Raw genomic sequence first — 19,384 nt, 5'->3', positions numbered from 1 at the left:
GCCCGCCTGCTAGTCTGGCCTGTGCCGTCAAGCCGGCCACGGATGTGTCATGCCCGGGAGAACATGCCCCGGTGCTCCGTGCAACGACCTACCAGGAGAACCAATGGCCCTCGCTGCTGACGTGAAGCAGTCCATCATCGCTGAGTACGCCACCCACGAGGGTGACACCGGTTCGCCGGAGGTCCAGATCGCCCTGCTGAGCCGGCGTATCAAGGACCTCACCGAGCACTTCAAGACCCACAAGCACGACCACCACTCGCGTCGTGGTCTGATGCTCCTCATCGGTCAGCGCAAGCGTCTGCTCGCCTACCTGGCCGCCGAGGACATCGAGCGCTACCGCAGCCTCATCGCGCGGCTCGGCCTGCGCCGCTGATCCCCCGACCGGCTCGGACCCACGGGTCCGGGCCGGTCGTGCATGCGCGGCGACCCGGGTGACCGGCCCGCCCCGCAGCCAGCCAACTGAACAACCAGCACCCGCCCCGGGACGGTACGTCCGGTCCTCGGTAGTGGCCTCCGGAACCCGGAAGGGAGTCCGTGGGCCTCGATCGAAGGCCGTCGGCCGACCGGGCGGACGACACAGAAGGAGGGCACCCATGGAGGGTCCCGAGATCACGTCCGCCGAAGCCGTCATCGACAACGGCCCCTTCGGCACCCGCACCGTCCGCTTCGAGACGGGGCGTCTGGCCCGCCAGGCCGCCGGCTCCGCCGTCGCCTACCTCGACGACGAGACGATGGTCCTGTCGGCCACCACGGTCGGCAAGCACCCCAAGGACCAGTTCGACTTCTTCCCGCTGACGGTCGACGTCGAGGAGCGCCAGTACGCCGCCGGCAAGATCCCCGGCTCGTTCTTCCGCCGCGAGGGCCGCCCCTCGACCGAGGCGATCCTCGCCTGCCGGCTCATCGACCGCCCGCTGCGCCCCACGTTCGTCAAGGGCCTGCGCAACGAGGTCCAGATCGTCGAGACGGTCCTCGCGATCCACCCCGACGACTCCTACGACGTGCTCGCGATCAACGCCGCGTCGATGTCGACCCAGATCTCCGGTCTGCCGTTCTCCGGCCCCATCGGCGGCGTGCGCATCGCGCTGATCGGCAACCAGTGGGTGGCGTTCCCCCGCTACAGCGAGCTCGAGAAGGCCGTCTTCTCCATGGTGGTCGCCGGCCGCGTCGTCGGTGACGACGTCGCCGTGATGATGGTCGAGGCCGAGGCCACCGACAACGCCTGGACCCTCATCAAGGAGCAGGGCGCCACCGTCCCGACCGAGGAGGTCGTGGCCGAGGGGCTCGAGGCGTCCAAGCCGTTCATCAAGGCCCTGGTCGAGGCGCAGCGCAGCCTCGCCGCGGAGACCGCGAAGCCGACGGCGGAGTTCCCGCTGTTCCTCGACTACCAGGACGACGTCTACGCCGCCGTCGAGGAGCAGGTCTCCGCCGACCTCGCCCAGGCCATCACGATCGCCGGCAAGCAGGAGCGCGAGGCCCGGCAGGACGAGATCAAGTCCGCCATGCTCGAGGCGCTCGGCGAGCGCTTCGAGGGCCGCGAGAAGGAGCTCTCCGCCGCCTACCGCGCCGTCACCAAGAACGCCGTGCGCCGGCGCGTCCTCACCGAGGGCGTGCGCATGGACGGCCGTGGCCTGCGCGACATCCGCACCCTGTCCGCCGAGGTCGAGGTCCTGCCGCGCGTGCACGGCTCGGCCCTGTTCGAGCGTGGCGAGACCCAGATCATGGGCGTGACCACGCTGAACATGCTGCGCATGGAGCAGCAGCTCGACACCCTCTCGCCGGTGACGCGCAAGCGCTACATGCACAACTACAACTTCCCGCCGTACTCGACCGGTGAGACCGGCCGCGTGGGTTCGCCCAAGCGCCGCGAGATCGGCCACGGCGCCCTGGCCGAGCGGGCCCTCATGCCCGTGCTGCCCACCCGCGAGGAGTTCCCCTACGCGATCCGTCAGGTCTCCGAGGCCCTCGGCTCCAACGGCTCGACCTCGATGGGCTCCGTCTGCGCCTCCACGCTGTCGCTGCTCAACGCCGGCGTGCCGCTGCGCGCGCCCGTCGCGGGCATCGCGATGGGCCTCATGAGCGACGAGGTGGACGGCGAGACCCGCTACGCGGCGCTCACCGACATCCTCGGCGCCGAGGACGCGTACGGCGACATGGACTTCAAGGTCGCCGGCACCCGCGAGTTCGTCACGGCCATCCAGCTCGACACCAAGCTCGACGGCATCCCCGCCTCCGTGCTGGCCGGCGCGCTGACCCAGGCGCGTGACGCGCGCCTCTACATCCTCGACGTGATGAACGAGGCCATCGACACCCCGGACGAGATGGCCCCGACCGCCCCGCGCGTCATCACCGTCAAGGTGCCCGTGGACAAGATCGGCGAGGTCATCGGCCCCAAGGGCAAGATGATCAACCAGATCCAGGAGGACACCGGCGCCGACATCTCGATCGAGGACGACGGCACCGTCTACATCGGCGCCACCGACGGCCCGTCCGCCGAGGCGGCCCGCCAGGCCGTCAACGCCATCGCGAACCCGCAGATGCCCGAGGTGGGCGAGCGCTTCGTGGGCACGGTCGTCAAGACCACCTCCTTCGGCGCGTTCGTCTCCCTCACCCCCGGCAAGGACGGTCTGCTGCACATCTCGCAGATCCGTCGCCTGGTCGGCGGCAAGCGCGTGGAGAACGTCGAGGACGTCCTCGCCGTGGGCCAGAAGGTCCAGGTCGAGCTCGCCGAGATCGACCCGCGCGGCAAGCTCTCCCTGCACGCCGTCGTCGAGGGCGAGGAGAACGGCGAGGCCGCCGAGGAGCACGAGGAGGCCGCCGACGAGCGTCCCGCCCGCGAGGAGCGTCCCGCCCGCGACGAGCGTCGCGGCGGTCGTGACGGTGGCCGCGACGGTGGTCGCCGTCGTGAGCGCACCCGCACCCGCCACTCCGGCGAGGAGAAGGCGGAGCGCGAGCCGGCCGAGTCCGGCGCCGGCGAGGCCGACGCCTGAGGATGCCTCACCCGCTGATTCTGGGCCCGGCCGGTGGGCCGGGCACCGAGATCCGCACCGAGCAGGACGGCAGCGTCATCCGGCGCTCCGTCCTGCCCGGCGGTATCCGGGTGCTGACCGAGGCGATGCCCGGTCAGCGCTCGACCGCCGTCGGGGCGTGGGTGGCCGTCGGCTCGCGCGACGAGACCGACGGCCACCACGGCTCCACGCACTTTCTGGAGCACCTGCTCTTCAAGGGCACGCCGTCCCGCACCGCCCTCGACATCGCCGAGGCGTTCGACGCCGTCGGCGGCGAGGCGAACGCGGCCACCGGCAAGGAGCACACCGCCTACTACGCCCGGGTGCTCGACGTCGACCTGCCGATGGCCGTCGACGTCATCCTCGACATGGTCACCTCCTCGCTGCTCGACCCCGGCGAGCTCGAGACCGAGCGCGGCGTGATCCTCGAGGAGCTCGCGATGAACGACGACGACCCCGTCGACGTCGCCCACGAGCGCTTCTCCCTCGCCGTGCTCGGCGACCACCCGCTCGGCCGCCCCATCGGGGGCACCGCGGAGACCATCCGCGCGGTGCCCCGTGAGGCGGTCCTCCAGCACTACCGCCGCACCTACGTCCCGTCCGAGCTGGTCGTCACCGCGGCCGGCAGCGTCGACCACGACGCCCTGTGCGAGCAGGTGCTCGCCGCGGTGCGCCGCGGCGGCTGGGCGCCCGACCCCGCCGCCGTGCCCGCCGAACGCCGGCTCGGCGCCGTCGCAGCCCGGGCCCGCGGCGTCGACGTGCCCGGCTCCGGCGCCGTCGTCGTCCCTGGGCCCGAGTCCGCCCTGCTGCCGACCCACGGCTCCGCCGTGACCGTCATGCGCCCGACCGAGCAGGCCAACGTCCTCCTCGGCGGCCCCGGCATCGCGGCCGGCGACGAGCGCAGGTACACGCTGTCCGTGCTCACCACCGTCCTCGGCGGCGGCATGAGCTCGCGCCTGTTCCAGGAGATCCGCGAGAAGCGCGGGCTCGCGTACTCCACCTACGCCTTCGCGTCGTCCTACGCCGAGGCCGGCACGTTCGGCCTCTACGCCGGGTGCGCACCCGGGAACGTCGAGCAGGTCACCGAGCTGCTCGACGCCGAGTGGCGACGTCTAGCCGAGGAGGGCATCACCGAGGAGGAGCTGGGCCGTGGCGTCGGCCAGCTGCGCGGGAACATGGTCCTCGGGCTCGAGGACAACGGCTCGCGCATGTCCCGCCTCGGCCGCGCCGAGATCGTCCACGGCGAGCTGATCAGCCTCGACGAGCTCATCGCGCGGATCTCCCAGGTGACCGCCGGGCAGGTGCGCGACCTCGCGGCCGAGCTCGCCGCCGCGCCCCGCTCGCTGGTGGTCGTCGGCCCGTTCGAGGACGACGTCGCCGCCCGCCTGCTCGCCTGACCGCCCCTCCCGCCCCGCCCCCTCCCTCCCGCACCTCCGGTGAGATGTCATCTTCTCCGTGAGATGTCATCTTCTCCTTGAGAAGTCATCTCCTCCGGCGATGACGAGATGAGGGTGCGACGCCTCGTCCGGGTTCTGGCGGTGACCGCGGCTCGACCACCAGACTCCTCGACGAGAGCCTGACCTCTCGCCAGCGGGTGACTCGAGGTTCGACCTCGACCACCTGACTCCTCGGTGAGAACTTGACCTCTCGGTGAGAACTTGACCTCTCGGTGAGAACTTGACCTCTCGGTGAGAACTTGACGTCTCGAGGAGGACTTGACGTCTCGCCGGGGAGGGGGCAGGGGCTCGTCAGCGAGGAGCTGGCCTCTCGCCGGCGGTGGTGGGGAGCACGGCGGGGAGCCAGCCCCGGACCGCGGCACGGACCGCCGGGACGTCCCTGGCCAGGTTGTGGTCGCCGGCGACCACCACCACCTCCCGGCCCGGCGCCGGCGGCGGCATGCCGAAGGGGTCGCGCTCGCCCTGCACCACCAGGACCGGGACGGTGACCTGCTCCAGCTCGGGCAGGCGGCTGGGCCGGTCCGGGCGCCCGGGCGTCTGCAGCGGGAACGCCAGGCACAGCACCGCGGCGGCCCCGATTTCGGCGGCCGTCCGGCACGCCACCCGGGCGCCGGAGGAACGACCGCCCACCACGAGCGGAACCCCCGCGAGTGCGCCGGCGCGCAGCTCGGCCATCACCGCCGTCCACGCGGCGTCGAGCTGGCGCGCGGGGGCGGGCGCGCGGCGACCCGCCACCCGGTAGGGCTGCTCGACGAGGGCGACGGCGAGGCTCAGACCGGCCGCCACCTCCGCCGTCGCCACGAGATCCTTGGCGCCGACACCACCGCCCGCGCCGTGCCCGAGCGCCAACGCCCCGCGCGGGGAGTCGGGCACCGTCACGTGCACGCGTGCGGGTCCGTGAGGGGTCGTCACGTCGAGGACGTCGTCCTTCTCGCTCGTCACATCGTCCCTCCGCGCACGGCGCCACCGACGGGTGAAGCAAGACGTGAGGCTACCCGAGCCGGGCGCGACGGACCTGTGCCCCGAGACCGGCAGGGGGGCGTACCGCGCCGGTTGCGGACGGCCGGGGCAACGTTTGGCAACCGTTTGCCATTCGGGTGACCCACGCAACATGGTGGCCACGTGCCCGGACCTCCGGGCGACCGGCGGGAGCCGGGGTGCCGGGGTGCAGACGCCCCGGGACAGGAGCGAGCCGCAGGGGGCGGCTCGACACGTCGAGGGAGACAGTGTGAAGAGAACGACAAAGGGCGGACTGGTCGGCGTCGCCGTCGCGGTGCCGCTCTCGCTCGGACTGGTGGGCAGCGCGTTCGCCGCGCCGCCGGACCACGCGAGCAACAACGGGCGCGCGGCCGAGGCCGCCGCCGGGAACGAGGGGAACCACGGCCGGCCGCCGGAGCTCGGCGCCGAGGTCAAGGACGTCATCACCGTCAAGGGACGGGAGTTCAAGGACCTCAACGACAACGGGAAGCTCGACCCGTACGAGGACTGGCGCAAGCCCGTCGACGAGCGCGTGGAGGACCTCGTCGGGCAGATGACGCTGGACGAGAAGGCCGGCCTCATGCTCATCGACACGCTCAACGCCTCGTGCGACCCGGCGACCGGTGAGTTCGGCACGCTGCCTGCGGTCGCCGACGACTACATCGACAACCAGCACATGCACCGGTTCATCTTCCGCAACGTCGTCGACAGCGGCGAGCGTGGCGCGTGCGAGACCGGCGGCGGCGGCTTCTCGACCAACGTGCGCGTCACCCCCGGCGAGGCGGCGGCGTTCATGAACAAGGTGCAGGCGAGGAGCGAGGCGACCCGCCTCGGGATCCCGGTGCTGTACAAGTCCAACGCCCGCAACCACATCGACGCGCAGGCCCGCGCGGGCATCAACGAGGCCGCCGGCGCCTTCTCCGCCTTCCCCAAGGAGGCCGGCATCGCGGCGGCCGCGCTCGGCGAGCAGGCGAAGGCCACCGGCGAGGCGACCGACGGCGACATGTCCGTGGTCGAGGACTTCGCCGGCGTCATGGCGGCGGAGTGGGAGTCGATCGGGCTCCGCGGCATGTACGGCTACATGGCCGACCTGTCGACCGAGCCGCGCTGGTACCGCACCCACGAGACGTTCACCGAGGACGCCGACCTGGGCGCGAACATCATGGGCGAGCTGGTCGAGACGCTCCAGGGGCCCGTCGGCAAGGACGGCAACTCCCTGAGCCCCGACACCTCGGTCGCCCTCACCATGAAGCACTTCCCGGGCGGCGGACCGCAGGAGCTCGGCCTGGACCCGCACTACGCCTTCGGCAAGACCCAGGTATACCCGGGCGACGCGTTCGGCTACCACCTCAAGCCCTTCGAGGCGGCCATCGAGGCTGGCGTCTCGTCGATCATGCCGTACTACGGCGTGCCGATGGACGTCACCTACGAGGGGGTCGACTACGACGAGGTCGGTATGGCGTTCTCCGACCAGATCGTCAACGGCCTGCTGCGTGACCAGATGGGCTTCGACGGCTACGTCAACTCCGACACGGGCATCATCAACGACCGTGCCTGGGGCCTGGAGGAGGCCACCATCCCCGAGCGGGTCGCCGCGGCGATCAACAGCGGGACCGACACTCTCTCGGGCTTCCACGACGTCAAGACCATCACCGACCTCGTCGCGGACGGTCTCGTGAGCCAGGAGCGCGTGGACCTGGCCGCCGAGCGACTGCTCGCCCCGATGTTCGAGATGGGCCTGTTCGAGAACCCCTACGTCGACCCGGAGGTCGCCGACGCGACCGTCGGCTCGGACGAGAACCGCGAGGTCGCCCTCGACCTGCAGCGCAAGTCCAGCGTGCTCCTGCAGAACCAGGAGGTCGACGGCGAGGCGGTGCTGCCCCTCGACGGCGACGAGAAGGTCTACGTCCTCGGCAACGTCGACGCCGCGGAGGTCGAGGCCTCCGGCTACGAGGTCGTCGACGGCAACGTCGCGGCGGGCGAGACGCGGCCGAGCGCCGCGGACGCCGACGTCGCGCTCATCTCGGTGACGGCGAAGAACGTGGGCACCGGGGCCTACCGGAGCAACGACCCGGCCACGGGCATGAACCCGGAGCACCTCAACCCGATCGTCTGGGACGGCGCCAGGAACCTCGACGGGCAGAGCCCGTACGGTGCCGCCGACGCGTGCGTCGCCTACGACGAGGCGGCGTGCACGGACAACGGGCTCCGCTTCGGCGGCTCCTTCCCGTGGGAGTCGAGCATCCTCGACCTCACCGGCATGGAGAACGAGGCGCAGTCCTGGGAGGTCACCCCGTCCCTGGAGACCATCCAGGCCGTGATGGACGAGGTCGGTGCCGAGAACGTCGTTCTCGACATCTACTTCCGCCAGCCGTACGTGCTCGACGAGGCCAGCGGTCTGCGTGACGCCGGCGCGATCCTCGCGAACTTCGGCAACAGCACCACCGCGCTGATGGACATCGTCTCGGGCGACTTCGCGCCGCAGGGGAAGATGCCGTTCGCGCTGCCGGCCACCCGCCTGGCCGTCGAGCAGCAGCACAGCGACCTGCCCGGGTACGACGAGACCGAGGACGGAGCCCTGTACGAGTACGGCTTCGGTCTGACGTACGAGGAGTGACGCCAGTCCTGTGAGACGTGCGGCCCCCGCCCACCCGGGCGGGGGCCGCGCTGCGTCCGGATGGTGCACCCGTGACGCCGGGCGCGGGTCCCCGGACTACGCTGCCCGACGTGACGAAGCTGGGTGTGGCAGTGATCGGCGCCGCCGGGCGCATGGGACGCGCGGTCTGCGAGGCCGTCGACGGCGCAGCGGACCTGGAGCTGGTGGCACGGCTCGGGGAGGACGACGACGTCGCGGCCCTGAGGGCCTCCGGCGCGAGCGTCGGGGTGGACTTCACCGTCCCCTCAGCCACGGAGGCGAACGTCCACGCGCTCATCGACGCGGGCCTGCACGCCGTCGTGGGCACGACCGGGTGGACCGACGAGTCGCTCGGCCGGGTCCGCGAGCACCTCGACCGGGTCAACGCGGGACGCGAGCAGGGCCTCGGCGTCCTCATCGCCCCGAACTTCGCGCTCTCCGCGGTGCTCGCCATGCGGTTCGCGCAGCAGGCGGCCCGCTTCTTCGAGTCGGCCGAGGTGGTGGAGCTGCACCACCCGGACAAGGTCGACGCCCCGTCCGGCACGGCGCTGACCACCGCCCGCCACATCGCGGCCGCCAGGGCCGAGGCGGGGCTCGGGCCGGTGCCGGACGCCACGGAGAAGCAGGTGGACGGCGCCCGCGGGGCCGTGGTCGACGGTGTGCACGTGCACGCGGTGCGGCTGCGCGGCCTCGTCGCCCACGAGGAGATCCTCCTCGGCAACCCCGGCGAGCAGCTGACGATCCGCACGGACTCCTTCGAGCGGTCGAGCTTCATGCCCGGCGTGCTGCTCGCGGTCCGCGCGGTGGTGAGCCGGCCGGGGCTCACGTTCGGGCTCGACCAGGTCCTCGACCTGGGCTGACCGGCGCCGCCCGGCGGGGAGCTACAGGTCGGCGTACCAGCAGATCTCGACGACCTCCTCGCCGCCCACGTCCAGCGACCGGCGCAGCCCGGCCGGCGCGAACCCCGCCTGGCTCAGGAAGCGCGTCCGCGACTCGTCCGCCTGCACCGTCCACACCTGCACGCGGGTGGTGCCCTCCTGGCGGAGCAGGTCCGCGCAGGCGGCCAGCAGGCGGGAGCCGTGCCCGCGTCGACCGTGGGCGGCGGGCACCTCCAGCGCCAGGATCTCGGCGACGGCCCGGGCCTCGTCGTCGCCGTCCGGGGCGTCGGCCCCCGCAGGGTCGCCCGCGGCGGCGTCAGCGGGGACGGGCTCGTCGGTGCCGTCCTCGGAGCCGTCCTCCGCCGGGGCCGGGCGCACGTCCACCGGTACCTCGGCGGGCGCGAACGCGGCGAAGCCGACCACCTGCGCCCCCGCCACCGCCGTCAGCACCCGGTGGCGCGGCGACGGCGGCGAGCCGATGGCGGCGGCCCAGGACGCCCCGAGCGCCGCAGGGTCGAGCGCCGCGGCGAGCTCGGGACCGAGGTCGTGGCCGACCCCGGCCGCCAGCGAGGCGCGCAGCGTGCGGGCGTGCAGGTCCCCGATGGCCGTGGAGTCCTCCGGCACGGCCGGACGGACAGAGAGGTCCGCCGTCGGGCGCAGCGGGTCGTCGTGCGCGTGGCCCGCGTGCGGGTCCTCGGTGCCGGTCCCGGCGAGGAGCCCGCCCAGCACGTCCTGGTGGCCGAGGTCGTCCGGTGAGGTCATCGCCCCAGGCTAGCCGCCCGGCCGGGGGAGCCCCCGGCGCGGTCGCCACCATGTGGAACGTGTGGCCCGCGGCACGGGCCTGCCGCGTTACCGTCATGCCCATGGACTCCACCGCCTCCCCGCGCCTCCCGTCGCGCACGTTCGGCTCCGTCGCCACCGCGATGGTCACCCCGTTCCACGAGGACGGCTCGATCGACGTCGACGCCGGCGTGGCGGTCGCCGTCAAGCTCGTCGACGACGGGTGCGACGCCCTCGTCCTCCACGGCACGACGGGGGAGTCCCCCACGACCCACCAGCCGGAGAAGGACGAGCTGGTGCGTGCCGTCGTCGAGGCGGTGGGGGAGCGCGCCATGGTCATCGGCGGCGCCGGCTCGAACGACACCGCGCACGCGGTCCGGATCGCCCAGGGCGCCGAGCGCTCGGGCGCCCAGGGCCTGCTGGTGGTCTCCCCGTACTACAACCGGCCCTCGCAGGAGGGGGTGTACCAGCACATCAAGGCCGTCGCCGACGCGGTCGACCTGCCCGTGATCCTGTACGACATCCCCGGCCGCACCGGCGTCGCGATCGCCGACGAGACCCTCGACCGGCTCGCCGAGCACCCCCGGGTCAAGGCCGTCAAGGACGCCACCGGCAACGTCCCTGCCGGGTTCGAGCGGATGGCCCGCACCGGCCTGGAGTTCTACTCCGGCGACGACGCCCTGAACTTCGACTGGCTCGCCCACGGCGCCTCCGGTGTGATCTCCGTCGTCGGCCACGTCGCCGCCGGCGCGTACGCCGAGATGGTCTGCGAGGTCGACGCCGGGGACCTGCCCGGCGCCCGCGACGTCGCCGCCCGCCTGCGCCCCCTCGTCGCCGCCATCATGGGCGGCGGGCAGGGCGCGGTCATGAGCAAGCACGCCCTCCACCTCCAGGGCGTGATCCCCACCCCGACCGTCCGCCTGCCGCTCGTCCCGGCCGGCGAGCAGGAGGTCGCGAACCTCGCCGCGGTGCTGCGCGCCGAGGGCCTGCTCACCGCCTGAGCGGGGCCGCGGGACCGGCCGGCCGCGCCGCCCTGGCAAGATGGGTCCGTGAGCCATCCCCATCCTGAGCTGTCCGCGCCCGGTCCGATCCCCCAGGGAGGCCTGAGGATCGTCCCGCTCGGCGGGCTCGGCGAGGTCGGCCGGAACATGACCGTCTTCGAGCACGCCGGCCGACTCCTCATCGTCGACTGCGGCGTCCTCTTCCCCGAGGACAACCAGCCCGGCGTGGACCTGATCCTGCCGGACTTCGACTACATCGCCGACCGTCTCGACGACATCGAGGCCATCGTCCTGACCCACGGTCACGAGGACCACATCGGCGGCGTCCCGTACCTGCTGCGCCAGCGCCGCGACATCCCGCTGATCGGCTCCCAGCTGACCCTCGCGTTCATCGAGGCGAAGCTCAAGGAGCACCGCATCACGCCCGTGACCATGGCCGTGCGCGAGGGCCAGACGGAGCAGCTCGGGCCGTTCGGGCTCGAGTTCATCGCCGTCAACCACTCCATCCCGGACGCCCTCGCCGTCATGATCCGCACCGGCGCCGGCAACGTCCTGCACACCGGCGACTTCAAGATGGACCAGCTCCCGCTGGACAACCGCATCACCGACCTGCGGGCCTTCGCCCGCATGGGCGAGGAGGGCGTCGACCTGTTCATGGTCGACTCCACCAACGCGGAGGTGCCCGGCTTCACCGCTCACGAGCGGGACATCGGCGGGGTCCTCGACAACGTCTTCGGCCAGGCTGAGGGGCAGATCGTCGTCGCCTCCTTCGCCTCCCACGTCCACCGGGTCCAGCAGGTGCTCGACGCCGCCGCCCTGCACGAGCGGAAGGTCGCCCTGGTCGGCCGGTCGATGGTGCGCAACATGGGCATCGCCGCCGACCTCGGCTACCTCAAGGTGCCGCCGGGCACCCTCATCGACGTCAAGAACATCGACAGCTTCCCGCCGAACGAGACGGTCCTCATGGCCACCGGCTCGCAGGGGGAGCCGATGGCCGCGCTCAGCCGGATCGCCAACCGCGACCACCGCGTCTCCGTCGGCCCCGGTGACACGGTGATCTTCGCCTCCTCCCTGATCCCGGGCAACGAGAACTCGGTGTTCCGCGTCATCAACGGGCTGATGCGGCTGGGGGCGAAGGTCGTGCACCAGGGCAACGCCAAGGTGCACGTCTCCGGCCACGCCAGCGCCGGCGAGCTGCTGTACTGCTACAACATCGTCCGGCCGAGGAACGTCATGCCGGTCCACGGCGAGATCCGCCACCTGGTCGCCAACGGCGCGCTCGCCGTCCAGACCGGCGTGCCGGCCGAGCGGGTCGTCCTCGCCGAGGACGGCGTCGTCGTCGACCTCGTCGACGGCAGGGCGCGGATCGCCGGCGCGGTGCCGTGCGGGTACGTCTACGTCGACGGCTCCTCCGTCGGCGAGATCACCGACGCCGAGCTGAAGGACCGCCGCATCCTCGGGGAGGAGGGCTTCATCGCCATCTTCGCCGTCGTCGACACCGCCACCGGCAAGGTGCTCACGGGGCCGCACATCCAGGCCCGCGGCATGGCCGAGGACGACTCCGTCTTCGACGCGATCCTGCCCGACGTCACCAACGCCCTGAACGAGGTGGTGGGCCGCGGCAACGCGGACACCCACCAGATGCAGCAGGCGATGCGCCGGGTCGTGGGCCGCTGGGCGGCCAAGCGGCTGCGCCGCAGCCCGATGATCATCCCCACGGTGGTCGAGGCGTAGCTCCCCGGCGAGACCCGGGTGTGGCGCTTCTCGCTCACGCCCTGAGCCGCCCCTGCGGCGCGGCGTCACGGCAGGGGCGCCGCCCCCGGGCTAGTTTGGGGAGATCATGGCTACCCGTACGACTTCTCGCGGACGGTCGGCCTCGACAGCACGAGGGTCCCAGTCGCGCGGCTCCCGGAGCGGCAAAGGAACCCGTGGTGGCGGGCGGTCGACGAGACAGTCGCGCCCGCGGCGCCGGTCGCTCCCGGTGCGCGCGGCCCGCGGCCTCTGGATGGGAGGAGCGCACCTGGTGGGTGGCACCGCACGCAGCGTCGGATCAGGCGCCAAGGATCTCGACCCGGCCCTGCGCCGCGACGGGCTGGCGTTCCTGCTCCTCGGCGTCGCCATCGTCATCGCGCTGCGCGAGTGGTTCGGGCTCTCCGGCATCGCCGGGGACGTCATCCACCACGTCGCCGCCGGCGTCGTGGGGGTGCTGGGTGTCCTCCTGCCGCTCGTGCTGGTGGCCATGGCCGTCCGGCTGATGCGCCACCCCGAGCGTGCCCAGGCCAACGCCCGCGTCTCGATCGGCCTCACCGCCGTCATCGCCGCGGTGTGCGGGCTGATCCACATCGGTCTCGACCTGCCCAGCCCGGCCGACGACTTCGCCGCGGTCGAGCGGGCCGGCGGACTGCTCGGCTGGCTGCTGGGGACCCCGCTGACGATCCTGCTCTCCGAGTGGGGAGCGGTCCCGATCCTCGTCCTCGTCGGCCTGTTCGGGATCCTCGTCGTCACCGCCACCCCCGTCGCCGCCGTGCCGGCCCGCCTGCGCAGCGCCGGCGCCTGGTTCCTGGGGCGCCCGGCCGACGGTTCCGACGGCGACGCCGCCACCACCGAGGTGGTCGCCGCCGACGGCACGCACCGCCCGCCCGCCCCGCGCCGCCGTCGGAAGAAGGCCGAGACCGCCGAGGCCGTCGTGCCCGGGGAGTACGCGGCCGACGAGGCCTTCACGACCGCCGCCGAGCTCGCCCCCGCCCAGGAGGGGGCCCCCGCCGCGCCCGGCCGGAAGGGACGCAAGCGGGGCGGCGCCACCGCGGCCACGGCGGCGACCGCCGACACGGCCGGCCCGACGGCGGACGTCACCGCCGAGGAGAAGGCGGAGCTCACCGCCCCGCCCACGCAGGCCCTGCCGGCGCGGGCCGAGCAGCTCGAGCTCGCGCCGGACGTCATCTACACGCTCCCCGCAGACGAGATGCTCATCAAGGGCGCCCCGCACAAGGTGCGCTCCGCCGCCAACGACCGCGTCGTCGAGGCGCTGACCCAGGTCCTCACCGACTTCTCCGTCGACGCACGGGTCACCGGCTTCTCCCGCGGCCCGACGGTCACGCGTTACGAGCTCGAGCTCGGCGCCGGGGTGAAGGTCGAGCGCATCACCGCGCTGAGCAAGAACATCGCCTACGCCGTCGCCAGCGCCGACGTGCGCATCCTCTCGCCGATCCCCGGCAAGTCAGCCATCGGCGTCGAGATCCCCAACGCCGACCGCGAGACCGTCGCCCTGGGCGACGTGCTGCGCTCCTCCGTGGCCCGGCGCACCGAGCACCCGCTCGTCGTCGGGGTCGGCAAGGACGTCGAGGGCGGCTACGTCGTCGCCAACCTCGCCAAGATGCCGCACCTCCTCGTGGCGGGCGCCACGGGCGCCGGTAAGTCGAGCTTCGTGAACTCGATGATCACCTCGATCATGATGCGCGCCACCCCGGAGGAGGTGCGCATGGTGCTGGTCGACCCCAAGCGGGTCGAGCTGACCATCTACGAGGGCATCCCGCACCTGATCACCCCGATCATCACCAACCCGAAGAAGGCCGCCGAGGCCCTGGAGTGGGTCGTGCGGGAGATGGACGCCCGGTACGACGACCTGTCCATGTACGGCTACAAGCACATCGACGACTTCAACGCGGCCGTGCGGGGCGGCAAGGTCAAGCCGCTCGAGGGCTCCGAGCGCAAGATCTCGCCCTACCCGTACCTGCTCGTGATCGTCGACGAGCTCGCCGACCTCATGATGGTCGCCCCGCGCGACGTCGAGGCCTCCATCCAGCGCATCACCCAGCTCGCCCGCGCCGCCGGCATCCACCTGGTCCTGGCCACCCAGCGGCCCTCGGTCGACGTCGTCACCGGGCTCATCAAGGCCAACGTGCCCTCCCGGCTGGCCTTCGCCACCTCCTCCCTGGCCGACTCCCGCGTGGTCCTGGACCAGCCCGGCGCGGAGAAGCTCATCGGGCAGGGCGACGCCCTGTTCCTGCCGATGGGCTCGGCCAAGCCGATGCGCGTGCAGGGGGCGTGGGTCACGGAGTCGGAGATCCACGCCGTCGTCGAGCACGTCAAGGCCCAGCTGCAGCCGACCTACCGCGAGGACGTCATCGCCCCGGTCGCGAAGAAGCAGGTGGACGAGGACATCGGCGACGACCTCGACCTGCTGCTCCAGGCCGCCGAGCTTGTCGTGACCACGCAGTTCGGCTCCACCTCGATGCTCCAGCGCAAGCTGCGCGTGGGCTTCGCCAAGGCCGGGCGGCTCATGGACCTGCTCGAGTCGCGCGAGATCGTCGGCCCCTCCGAGGGGTCCAAGGCCCGGGACGTCCTGGTCCAGCCGGACGACCTGCCCGGGACCCTGGCGATGCTGCGGGGCGAGGAACCCGCCGAGGCGCCGTACGACCCGAACGACGCGGCCGACGTCGTCCACGTGGACGAGGCGCCGGTGGACCGGTACGCGGACGGGGTCGCGGGCCACCTGCCCCAGGCGGCGGCCGGCTACGACGACGAGGACAGTGACGACGGCGAGGACGCCTGGGAGCTCACCGGGCGCTGAGGGGGGGGCTCCGCCGTCATCGTGGGCGGGGGAGGACCGTCGGCTCCGGGCCGGTCGGCCGGGGTGCCTGCAGCCGCTCGCCCTCGGTGCCCATCACCTCGCTGACGCGGGCGTCGCGCGCGGCGATGGTGGCCGCGTCGAGGCCGAGCCCGTCCGGCCGGACGCCCGCCGCCAGGTCGTTCAGCGCGTGGACGCGGCGGCTCTCGGCCACGTCGACCGTGACGGGCGTCCACTCCAGGGCGGTGACCGCGGCGGGCCCGCGCGCGGGGACCTGCACGGTGGCGGTGGTCATGACCCCGGTCGCCGTCTCCATGGTGCAGCACTCCTCGTCCTGGTTGGAGAGGAAGTTCCCCATCGACCACGCGACCCACATGCCCTCGCCGCGCGGGCCGCCGGGCAGGCGGTCGATCGGCTGCGGCACGTGCGGGTGGCTGCCGAGGACCACGTCGACCTGGCCGCCCTGCGCGAGCGCCGTGGCGATCCGGAGCTGCTCGGCGTCGGGGGAGTGGGCGTACTCGACGCCCCAGTGCAGGTTCGCGACGACCACGTCGGCCCCGGCCTCGCGCGCCGTGCGGGCCTGCTCGGTCAGCGCCGCGGGGTCCGCCCCGGTCACCGACCGGTCCGTCGCCGACGGCCCGGCCCGGCCGTTGACGACGGCCGTGGCCGAGAGGTGGGCGACGACGATCGTGCGCCCGCCGCGCTCGAGCCGGTACAGCTGGGGAGCCGCCGCCTCCGCCGCGCTGCGGGCGGTGCCGACGTGGCCGAGCCCCGCCGCGTCCAGCATGTCGAGCGTGTGCGTCACGCCGGCCGTGCCCCGGTCGAGGGCGTGGTTGGTCGCGGTCGCGCAGCCGTCCCAGCCGAGCTCGGCGAGCGCCGTGACCAGCTCGGCGGGCGCACCGAACACCGGGTACCCCGTGACCTCCTGGCCGGGAGGGGCGAGCGGGACCTCGAGGCTGCACAGGGCGAGGTCGGCCCCGGCTGTCCACTCCCGCACCCCAGCCATGAGCGGCACGAAGTCGTACCCGCCGCCGGGCAGCGCGGCGACGCGGTTGACGTTGGCGTGGGGGAGCACGTCGCCGGCGGACAGGATCGTGAAGCTGACGTCGTCGGACGACGGCGCAGCAGCGGCCGCCGCGGACGGCGCCCTCGAGGCGTGCGCACGCGGTGCGGCCGTCGTGGCGCCGGAGGCCCGATCCTCCCGGAGCCCCGGCGTCGCGCTCCGCTGCGGCGTCGGGGCCGGGTGCGCCGTCGTCCGCCCGCCGGTCCCGGCGCCGGTCCCGGCGTCCACGCGGACGCCCAGGACCACCGAGGCGAGCGCCGCTCCGGCGGCCCCGAGCGCGAGCGCGCGCTCCCGGCGCAGGCGGCGCCGCCGCCCGCGCTCCCGACGGGACACCGCGCTCACGAGCGAAGCGTAGAGGGCCGCGACGCCCTCTCGGCGGGCCCAAGGTGCCGACGAGCCGTGGGGCTCACCGTGTCGGGCGGCCGACCGGCCGCGCGGGCCATAGGGTGGGGCCGTGACGACCGACCCCGCGACGACGCCGGCCGGTGCCGGGCAGCCGACCCCCGTACCGCTGTGGAACGTGGCCAACATCCTGACGATGGCCCGCATCGTGATGGTGCCCGTGTTCGTGTACCTGTTCCTCCAGGAAACCACCGCCTCCCGGCTGTGGGCCACCGCGGTCTTCGCGCTCGCGGCGGCCACCGACAAGCTCGACGGCTCGCTCGCCCGCAGTCGCGGGCTGGTGACCGACTTCGGCAAGATCACCGACCCCATCGCTGACAAGGCGCTGGTGATCTCCGCCCTCGTGCTGCTCTCCGCCGACGGTCTGCTCCCGTGGTGGGTGACCGTGGTCATCATCGTCCGAGAGCTCGGCATCACGGTGCTCCGCTTCTTCATGATCCGGCGCGCCGTGATGGCGGCGAGCAAGGGCGGCAAGCTCAAGACCACCCTGCAGATCGCGTTCATCCTGCTGCTGCTGGTGCCGTGGGACGGGATCCTCTCCAACGGGGTGGTGGACGCCATCGCGGTCGTGACGTGGGTCGTCGTGCTCCTGGCCGTGGCGGTCACCGTGATCACCGGCATCGACTACGTCGTCCAGGCGGCCCGCATCTCCGCGGCCGCCAAGGACGACGGCGCCTCCCGGACCTGATGTCGGACCGGTCCGCGGGGCTGCCGAGGCGGTCCCACGCCGGGTCGCGGCACGCGGAGCTGGTGGGGCGTGCGGTCGCCGGCCTGCGGGACCGGGGAGCGACCCTCGCGGTGGCGGAGTCGCTGACCGGCGGTGCCCTCACGGCCACCCTGGTCACCTTCCCGGGCGTGTCCGCGGTGCTGCGCGGCGCCGTCGTCGCCTACGCGGCCGACGTCAAACGTGACCTCCTGGGGGTGGACCCCGACCTGCTCGCCGCCGAGGGGACCGTGCACCCCGAGGTGGCGCGCCAGATGGCCGCCGGGGCGGCACGGCGGCTCGGCGCCACCCACGCCGTCGCCACCACCGGGGTCGCCGGGCCCGGCCCGGCCGAGGGACGTCCCGCGGGGACGGTGCACGTCGCCGTCCACGCCCCTGGTCTGCTGCGGGTGCGCTCCCTGCGGCTCGCTGGCGGGCGGGCGCAGCTGCGGGCGGCGAGCGTCGAGGTCGCGCTCGTGCTGCTCGCCGGCACCGTCGACGGACCGCACCCCGGCGCCGGTGGCCCATGACGGGGAACAACCGGGCGGGCGGGTGCGTTGACATCGGTGATGACAACAACCAGGTACACCTATCGGGGTGGCAAGCAGCAGCTGCGCCGACCCCAGGGACGTCCCGCCAGCCTTTCCGAGCAGCGCCGCGCGCCCGGTGCAGGGTACGGTAGGACGACATCGCCCAACCGGGCAGGGGAGGAGGGCAGCACGATGATCCTGCTTCGACGTGAGATCGGTGACGTGCTCCGTGACGCCCGCCAGCGCCAGGGACGGACGCTGCGCGAGGTCTCGTCCGCCGCCCGGGTGTCACTCGGCTACCTCAGCGAGGTCGAGCGCGGCCAGAAGGAGGCCTCCTCCGAGCTGCTCGCCTCGATCTGCGAGGCGCTGAACGTACCCCTGAGCTTCGTCCTGCGGGCCGTGTCCGAACGGGTCGCGGTCGCCGAGGGTGTCCACGTGCCCGACACGGTGCCCGACGAGCTGCTGCGGCGCGAGAGCCTGCTCACCCCGGTCGGCTGACCCGCCGACCGACGTGCGGCGATCGGCCGCGCCCTACGAGCCCCGGAGCGATCCGGGGCTCGTGGTCTGTCCGGGCCCGGCGGACCGCCTCAGGGCCGCTGGCAGGCCGGGCAGTAGAACACCTGCCGGGCGGTCGGCGCCCTCCCCACCTCGGAGCGCACGATCGGGGTGCCGCAGCGGGGGCAGGGACGACGCTCGCGGGAGTGGACGTTGCTGGTGCGGCGAAGGTCGCCGGTCGCCGTCGGCGTCCGGGCCGCCACGGAGCGCTGCATGATCCGCCGGGCGGTGCGCACGAGGTCCTCCGCCACGGCGCCCGTCCCGCCCGCGGGAGCCCACGGCCACACCCGGTTCAGCCACAGCGTCTCGGCCATGTAGATGGTCCCGAGGCCGGCCACCACCGTCTGGTCGAGCAGCGTCTCCCCGATGCCGCGCTCGCCCTGCGCCAGGATCCTCGCGGCGGCGGCCGGCACGTCCAGGTCCGCGGCGAGGACGTCGGGGCCGAGATGGCCGACCAGCAGGTGCTCGTCCCGCGTCGGCACGAGATCCATCATCCCGAGGTCGTAGCCCAGGCACGTCCACTGCCGCGTCGCCAGCACCGCCCGCACCTGGGGCGAGCGGTCGGCCCGGCTGCTCCCGCCGGGCCCCAGCTCGCCGGTGCGCACCAGGCGCCAGCGGCCCTCCATCCGCAGATGGGTGTGCAGGGTGCGGCCGTCGTCCAGGCGGGTCAGCAGATGCTTGCCGACGGGGGCGTTGCCGACGACGCCGACCCCGGCCAGGTCCGTCCCGCCCAGGTTCGGCCAGCGCAGCTCCCCGCGCGCGAGCACCTGGCCGGCCAGGGCCAGGTCGAGGCGCCTGGCCACGCGCGCGACGATGTCACCTTCGGGCAC

At 73.3% G+C, this 19,384-nt stretch carries 15 protein-coding genes; 11 read left to right on the top strand and 4 right to left on the bottom strand.

Annotated elements, in window-relative coordinates; translation table 11 throughout:
• Positions 1 to 103: 103 nt before the first annotated feature.
• The 3 genes from rpsO to ATJ97_RS04600 all read left to right on the top strand — a co-directional run bounded on the left by rpsO (position 104) and on the right by ATJ97_RS04600 (position 4,402).
• Entirely contained in the window at positions 104 to 373 is a 270-nt protein-coding gene (gene rpsO / locus ATJ97_RS04610; RefSeq protein ID WP_043498625.1) for a 30S ribosomal protein S15, read from the top strand.
• Between the two features lie 220 nt (positions 374 to 593).
• On the top strand, positions 594 to 2,987 hold the full coding sequence (locus ATJ97_RS04605) for a polyribonucleotide nucleotidyltransferase (RefSeq protein WP_098482730.1): 2,394 nt from the start codon (positions 594 to 596) through the stop codon (positions 2,985 to 2,987).
• 2 nt (positions 2,988 to 2,989) lie between these two features.
• On the top strand, positions 2,990 to 4,402 hold the full coding sequence (locus ATJ97_RS04600) for a M16 family metallopeptidase (protein ID WP_098482729.1): 1,413 nt from the start codon (positions 2,990 to 2,992) through the stop codon (positions 4,400 to 4,402).
• A 351-nt stretch (positions 4,403 to 4,753) separates the two neighbouring features.
• On the opposite strand, the gene ATJ97_RS04595 is transcribed toward ATJ97_RS04600, so the two are convergent.
• Complete coding sequence (locus ATJ97_RS04595; protein WP_098482728.1) at positions 4,754 to 5,404, bottom strand: alpha/beta hydrolase family protein; 651 nt, start codon at positions 5,402 to 5,404, stop codon at positions 4,754 to 4,756.
• Positions 5,405 to 5,690: 286 nt separating this feature from the next.
• Here ATJ97_RS04595 and ATJ97_RS04590 point away from each other — a divergent pair, with 286 nt between their 5' ends.
• Entirely contained in the window at positions 5,691 to 8,057 is a 2,367-nt protein-coding gene (locus tag ATJ97_RS04590) for a glycoside hydrolase family 3 protein (protein WP_245862133.1), read from the top strand.
• Between the two features lie 110 nt (positions 8,058 to 8,167).
• A complete protein-coding gene (gene dapB / locus ATJ97_RS04585) occupies positions 8,168 to 8,935 on the top strand; it encodes a 4-hydroxy-tetrahydrodipicolinate reductase (protein ID WP_098482726.1) in 768 nt (255 codons plus the stop codon).
• A gap of 21 nt (positions 8,936 to 8,956) precedes the next feature.
• Here the strand turns inward: dapB and ATJ97_RS04580 are convergent, their stop codons facing one another.
• A complete protein-coding gene (locus ATJ97_RS04580; RefSeq protein ID WP_098482725.1) occupies positions 8,957 to 9,715 on the bottom strand; it encodes a GNAT family N-acetyltransferase in 759 nt (252 codons plus the stop codon).
• Positions 9,716 to 9,816: 101 nt separating this feature from the next.
• On the opposite strand from ATJ97_RS04580, the gene dapA reads away from it, so the two are divergent.
• From dapA to ATJ97_RS04565, 3 genes are all read left to right on the top strand, one after another.
• On the top strand, positions 9,817 to 10,734 hold the full coding sequence (dapA, locus tag ATJ97_RS04575; RefSeq protein ID WP_098485230.1) for a 4-hydroxy-tetrahydrodipicolinate synthase: 918 nt from the start codon (positions 9,817 to 9,819) through the stop codon (positions 10,732 to 10,734).
• Positions 10,735 to 10,782: 48 nt separating this feature from the next.
• Entirely contained in the window at positions 10,783 to 12,468 is a 1,686-nt protein-coding gene (locus tag ATJ97_RS04570) for a ribonuclease J (protein ID WP_098482724.1), read from the top strand.
• A 271-nt stretch (positions 12,469 to 12,739) separates the two neighbouring features.
• Positions 12,740 to 15,304, top strand: a complete 2,565-nt coding sequence (locus ATJ97_RS04565; RefSeq protein WP_245862130.1) for a DNA translocase FtsK — start codon at positions 12,740 to 12,742, stop codon at positions 15,302 to 15,304.
• A 16-nt stretch (positions 15,305 to 15,320) separates the two neighbouring features.
• Here the strand turns inward: ATJ97_RS04565 and ATJ97_RS04560 are convergent, their stop codons facing one another.
• On the bottom strand, positions 15,321 to 16,706 hold the full coding sequence (locus ATJ97_RS04560; RefSeq protein WP_143426874.1) for a CapA family protein: 1,386 nt from the start codon (positions 16,704 to 16,706) through the stop codon (positions 15,321 to 15,323).
• Between the two features lie 112 nt (positions 16,707 to 16,818).
• Between ATJ97_RS04560 and pgsA the strand changes: the two genes are divergently transcribed.
• From pgsA to ATJ97_RS04545, 3 genes are all read left to right on the top strand, one after another.
• Positions 16,819 to 17,454 carry a CDP-diacylglycerol--glycerol-3-phosphate 3-phosphatidyltransferase gene (gene pgsA, locus ATJ97_RS04555; protein ID WP_211287043.1) on the top strand — a complete coding sequence of 212 codons (636 nt, stop codon included), beginning with the start codon at positions 16,819 to 16,821 and terminating at the stop codon, positions 17,452 to 17,454.
• Entirely contained in the window at positions 17,454 to 17,999 is a 546-nt protein-coding gene (locus tag ATJ97_RS04550) for a CinA family protein (protein ID WP_098482720.1), read from the top strand. Before pgsA ends, ATJ97_RS04550 begins: the two co-directional genes overlap by 1 nt.
• Positions 18,000 to 18,191: 192 nt before the next feature.
• Positions 18,192 to 18,497, top strand: coding sequence for a helix-turn-helix domain-containing protein (locus tag ATJ97_RS04545; protein ID WP_211287041.1), 306 nt, complete (start codon positions 18,192 to 18,194; stop codon positions 18,495 to 18,497).
• Between the two features lie 89 nt (positions 18,498 to 18,586).
• Here the strand turns inward: ATJ97_RS04545 and ATJ97_RS04540 are convergent, their stop codons facing one another.
• A complete protein-coding gene (locus tag ATJ97_RS04540) occupies positions 18,587 to 19,384 on the bottom strand; it encodes a DNA-formamidopyrimidine glycosylase family protein (protein WP_098482718.1) in 798 nt (265 codons plus the stop codon).

It is taken from the genome of Georgenia soli (assembly GCF_002563695.1).
GTDB classification, from domain to species: domain Bacteria; phylum Actinomycetota; class Actinomycetes; order Actinomycetales; family Actinomycetaceae; genus Georgenia; species Georgenia soli.
Note: the sequence above shows the minus strand (reverse complement) of the source record. Positions and strands in the feature narration are given on the sequence as shown.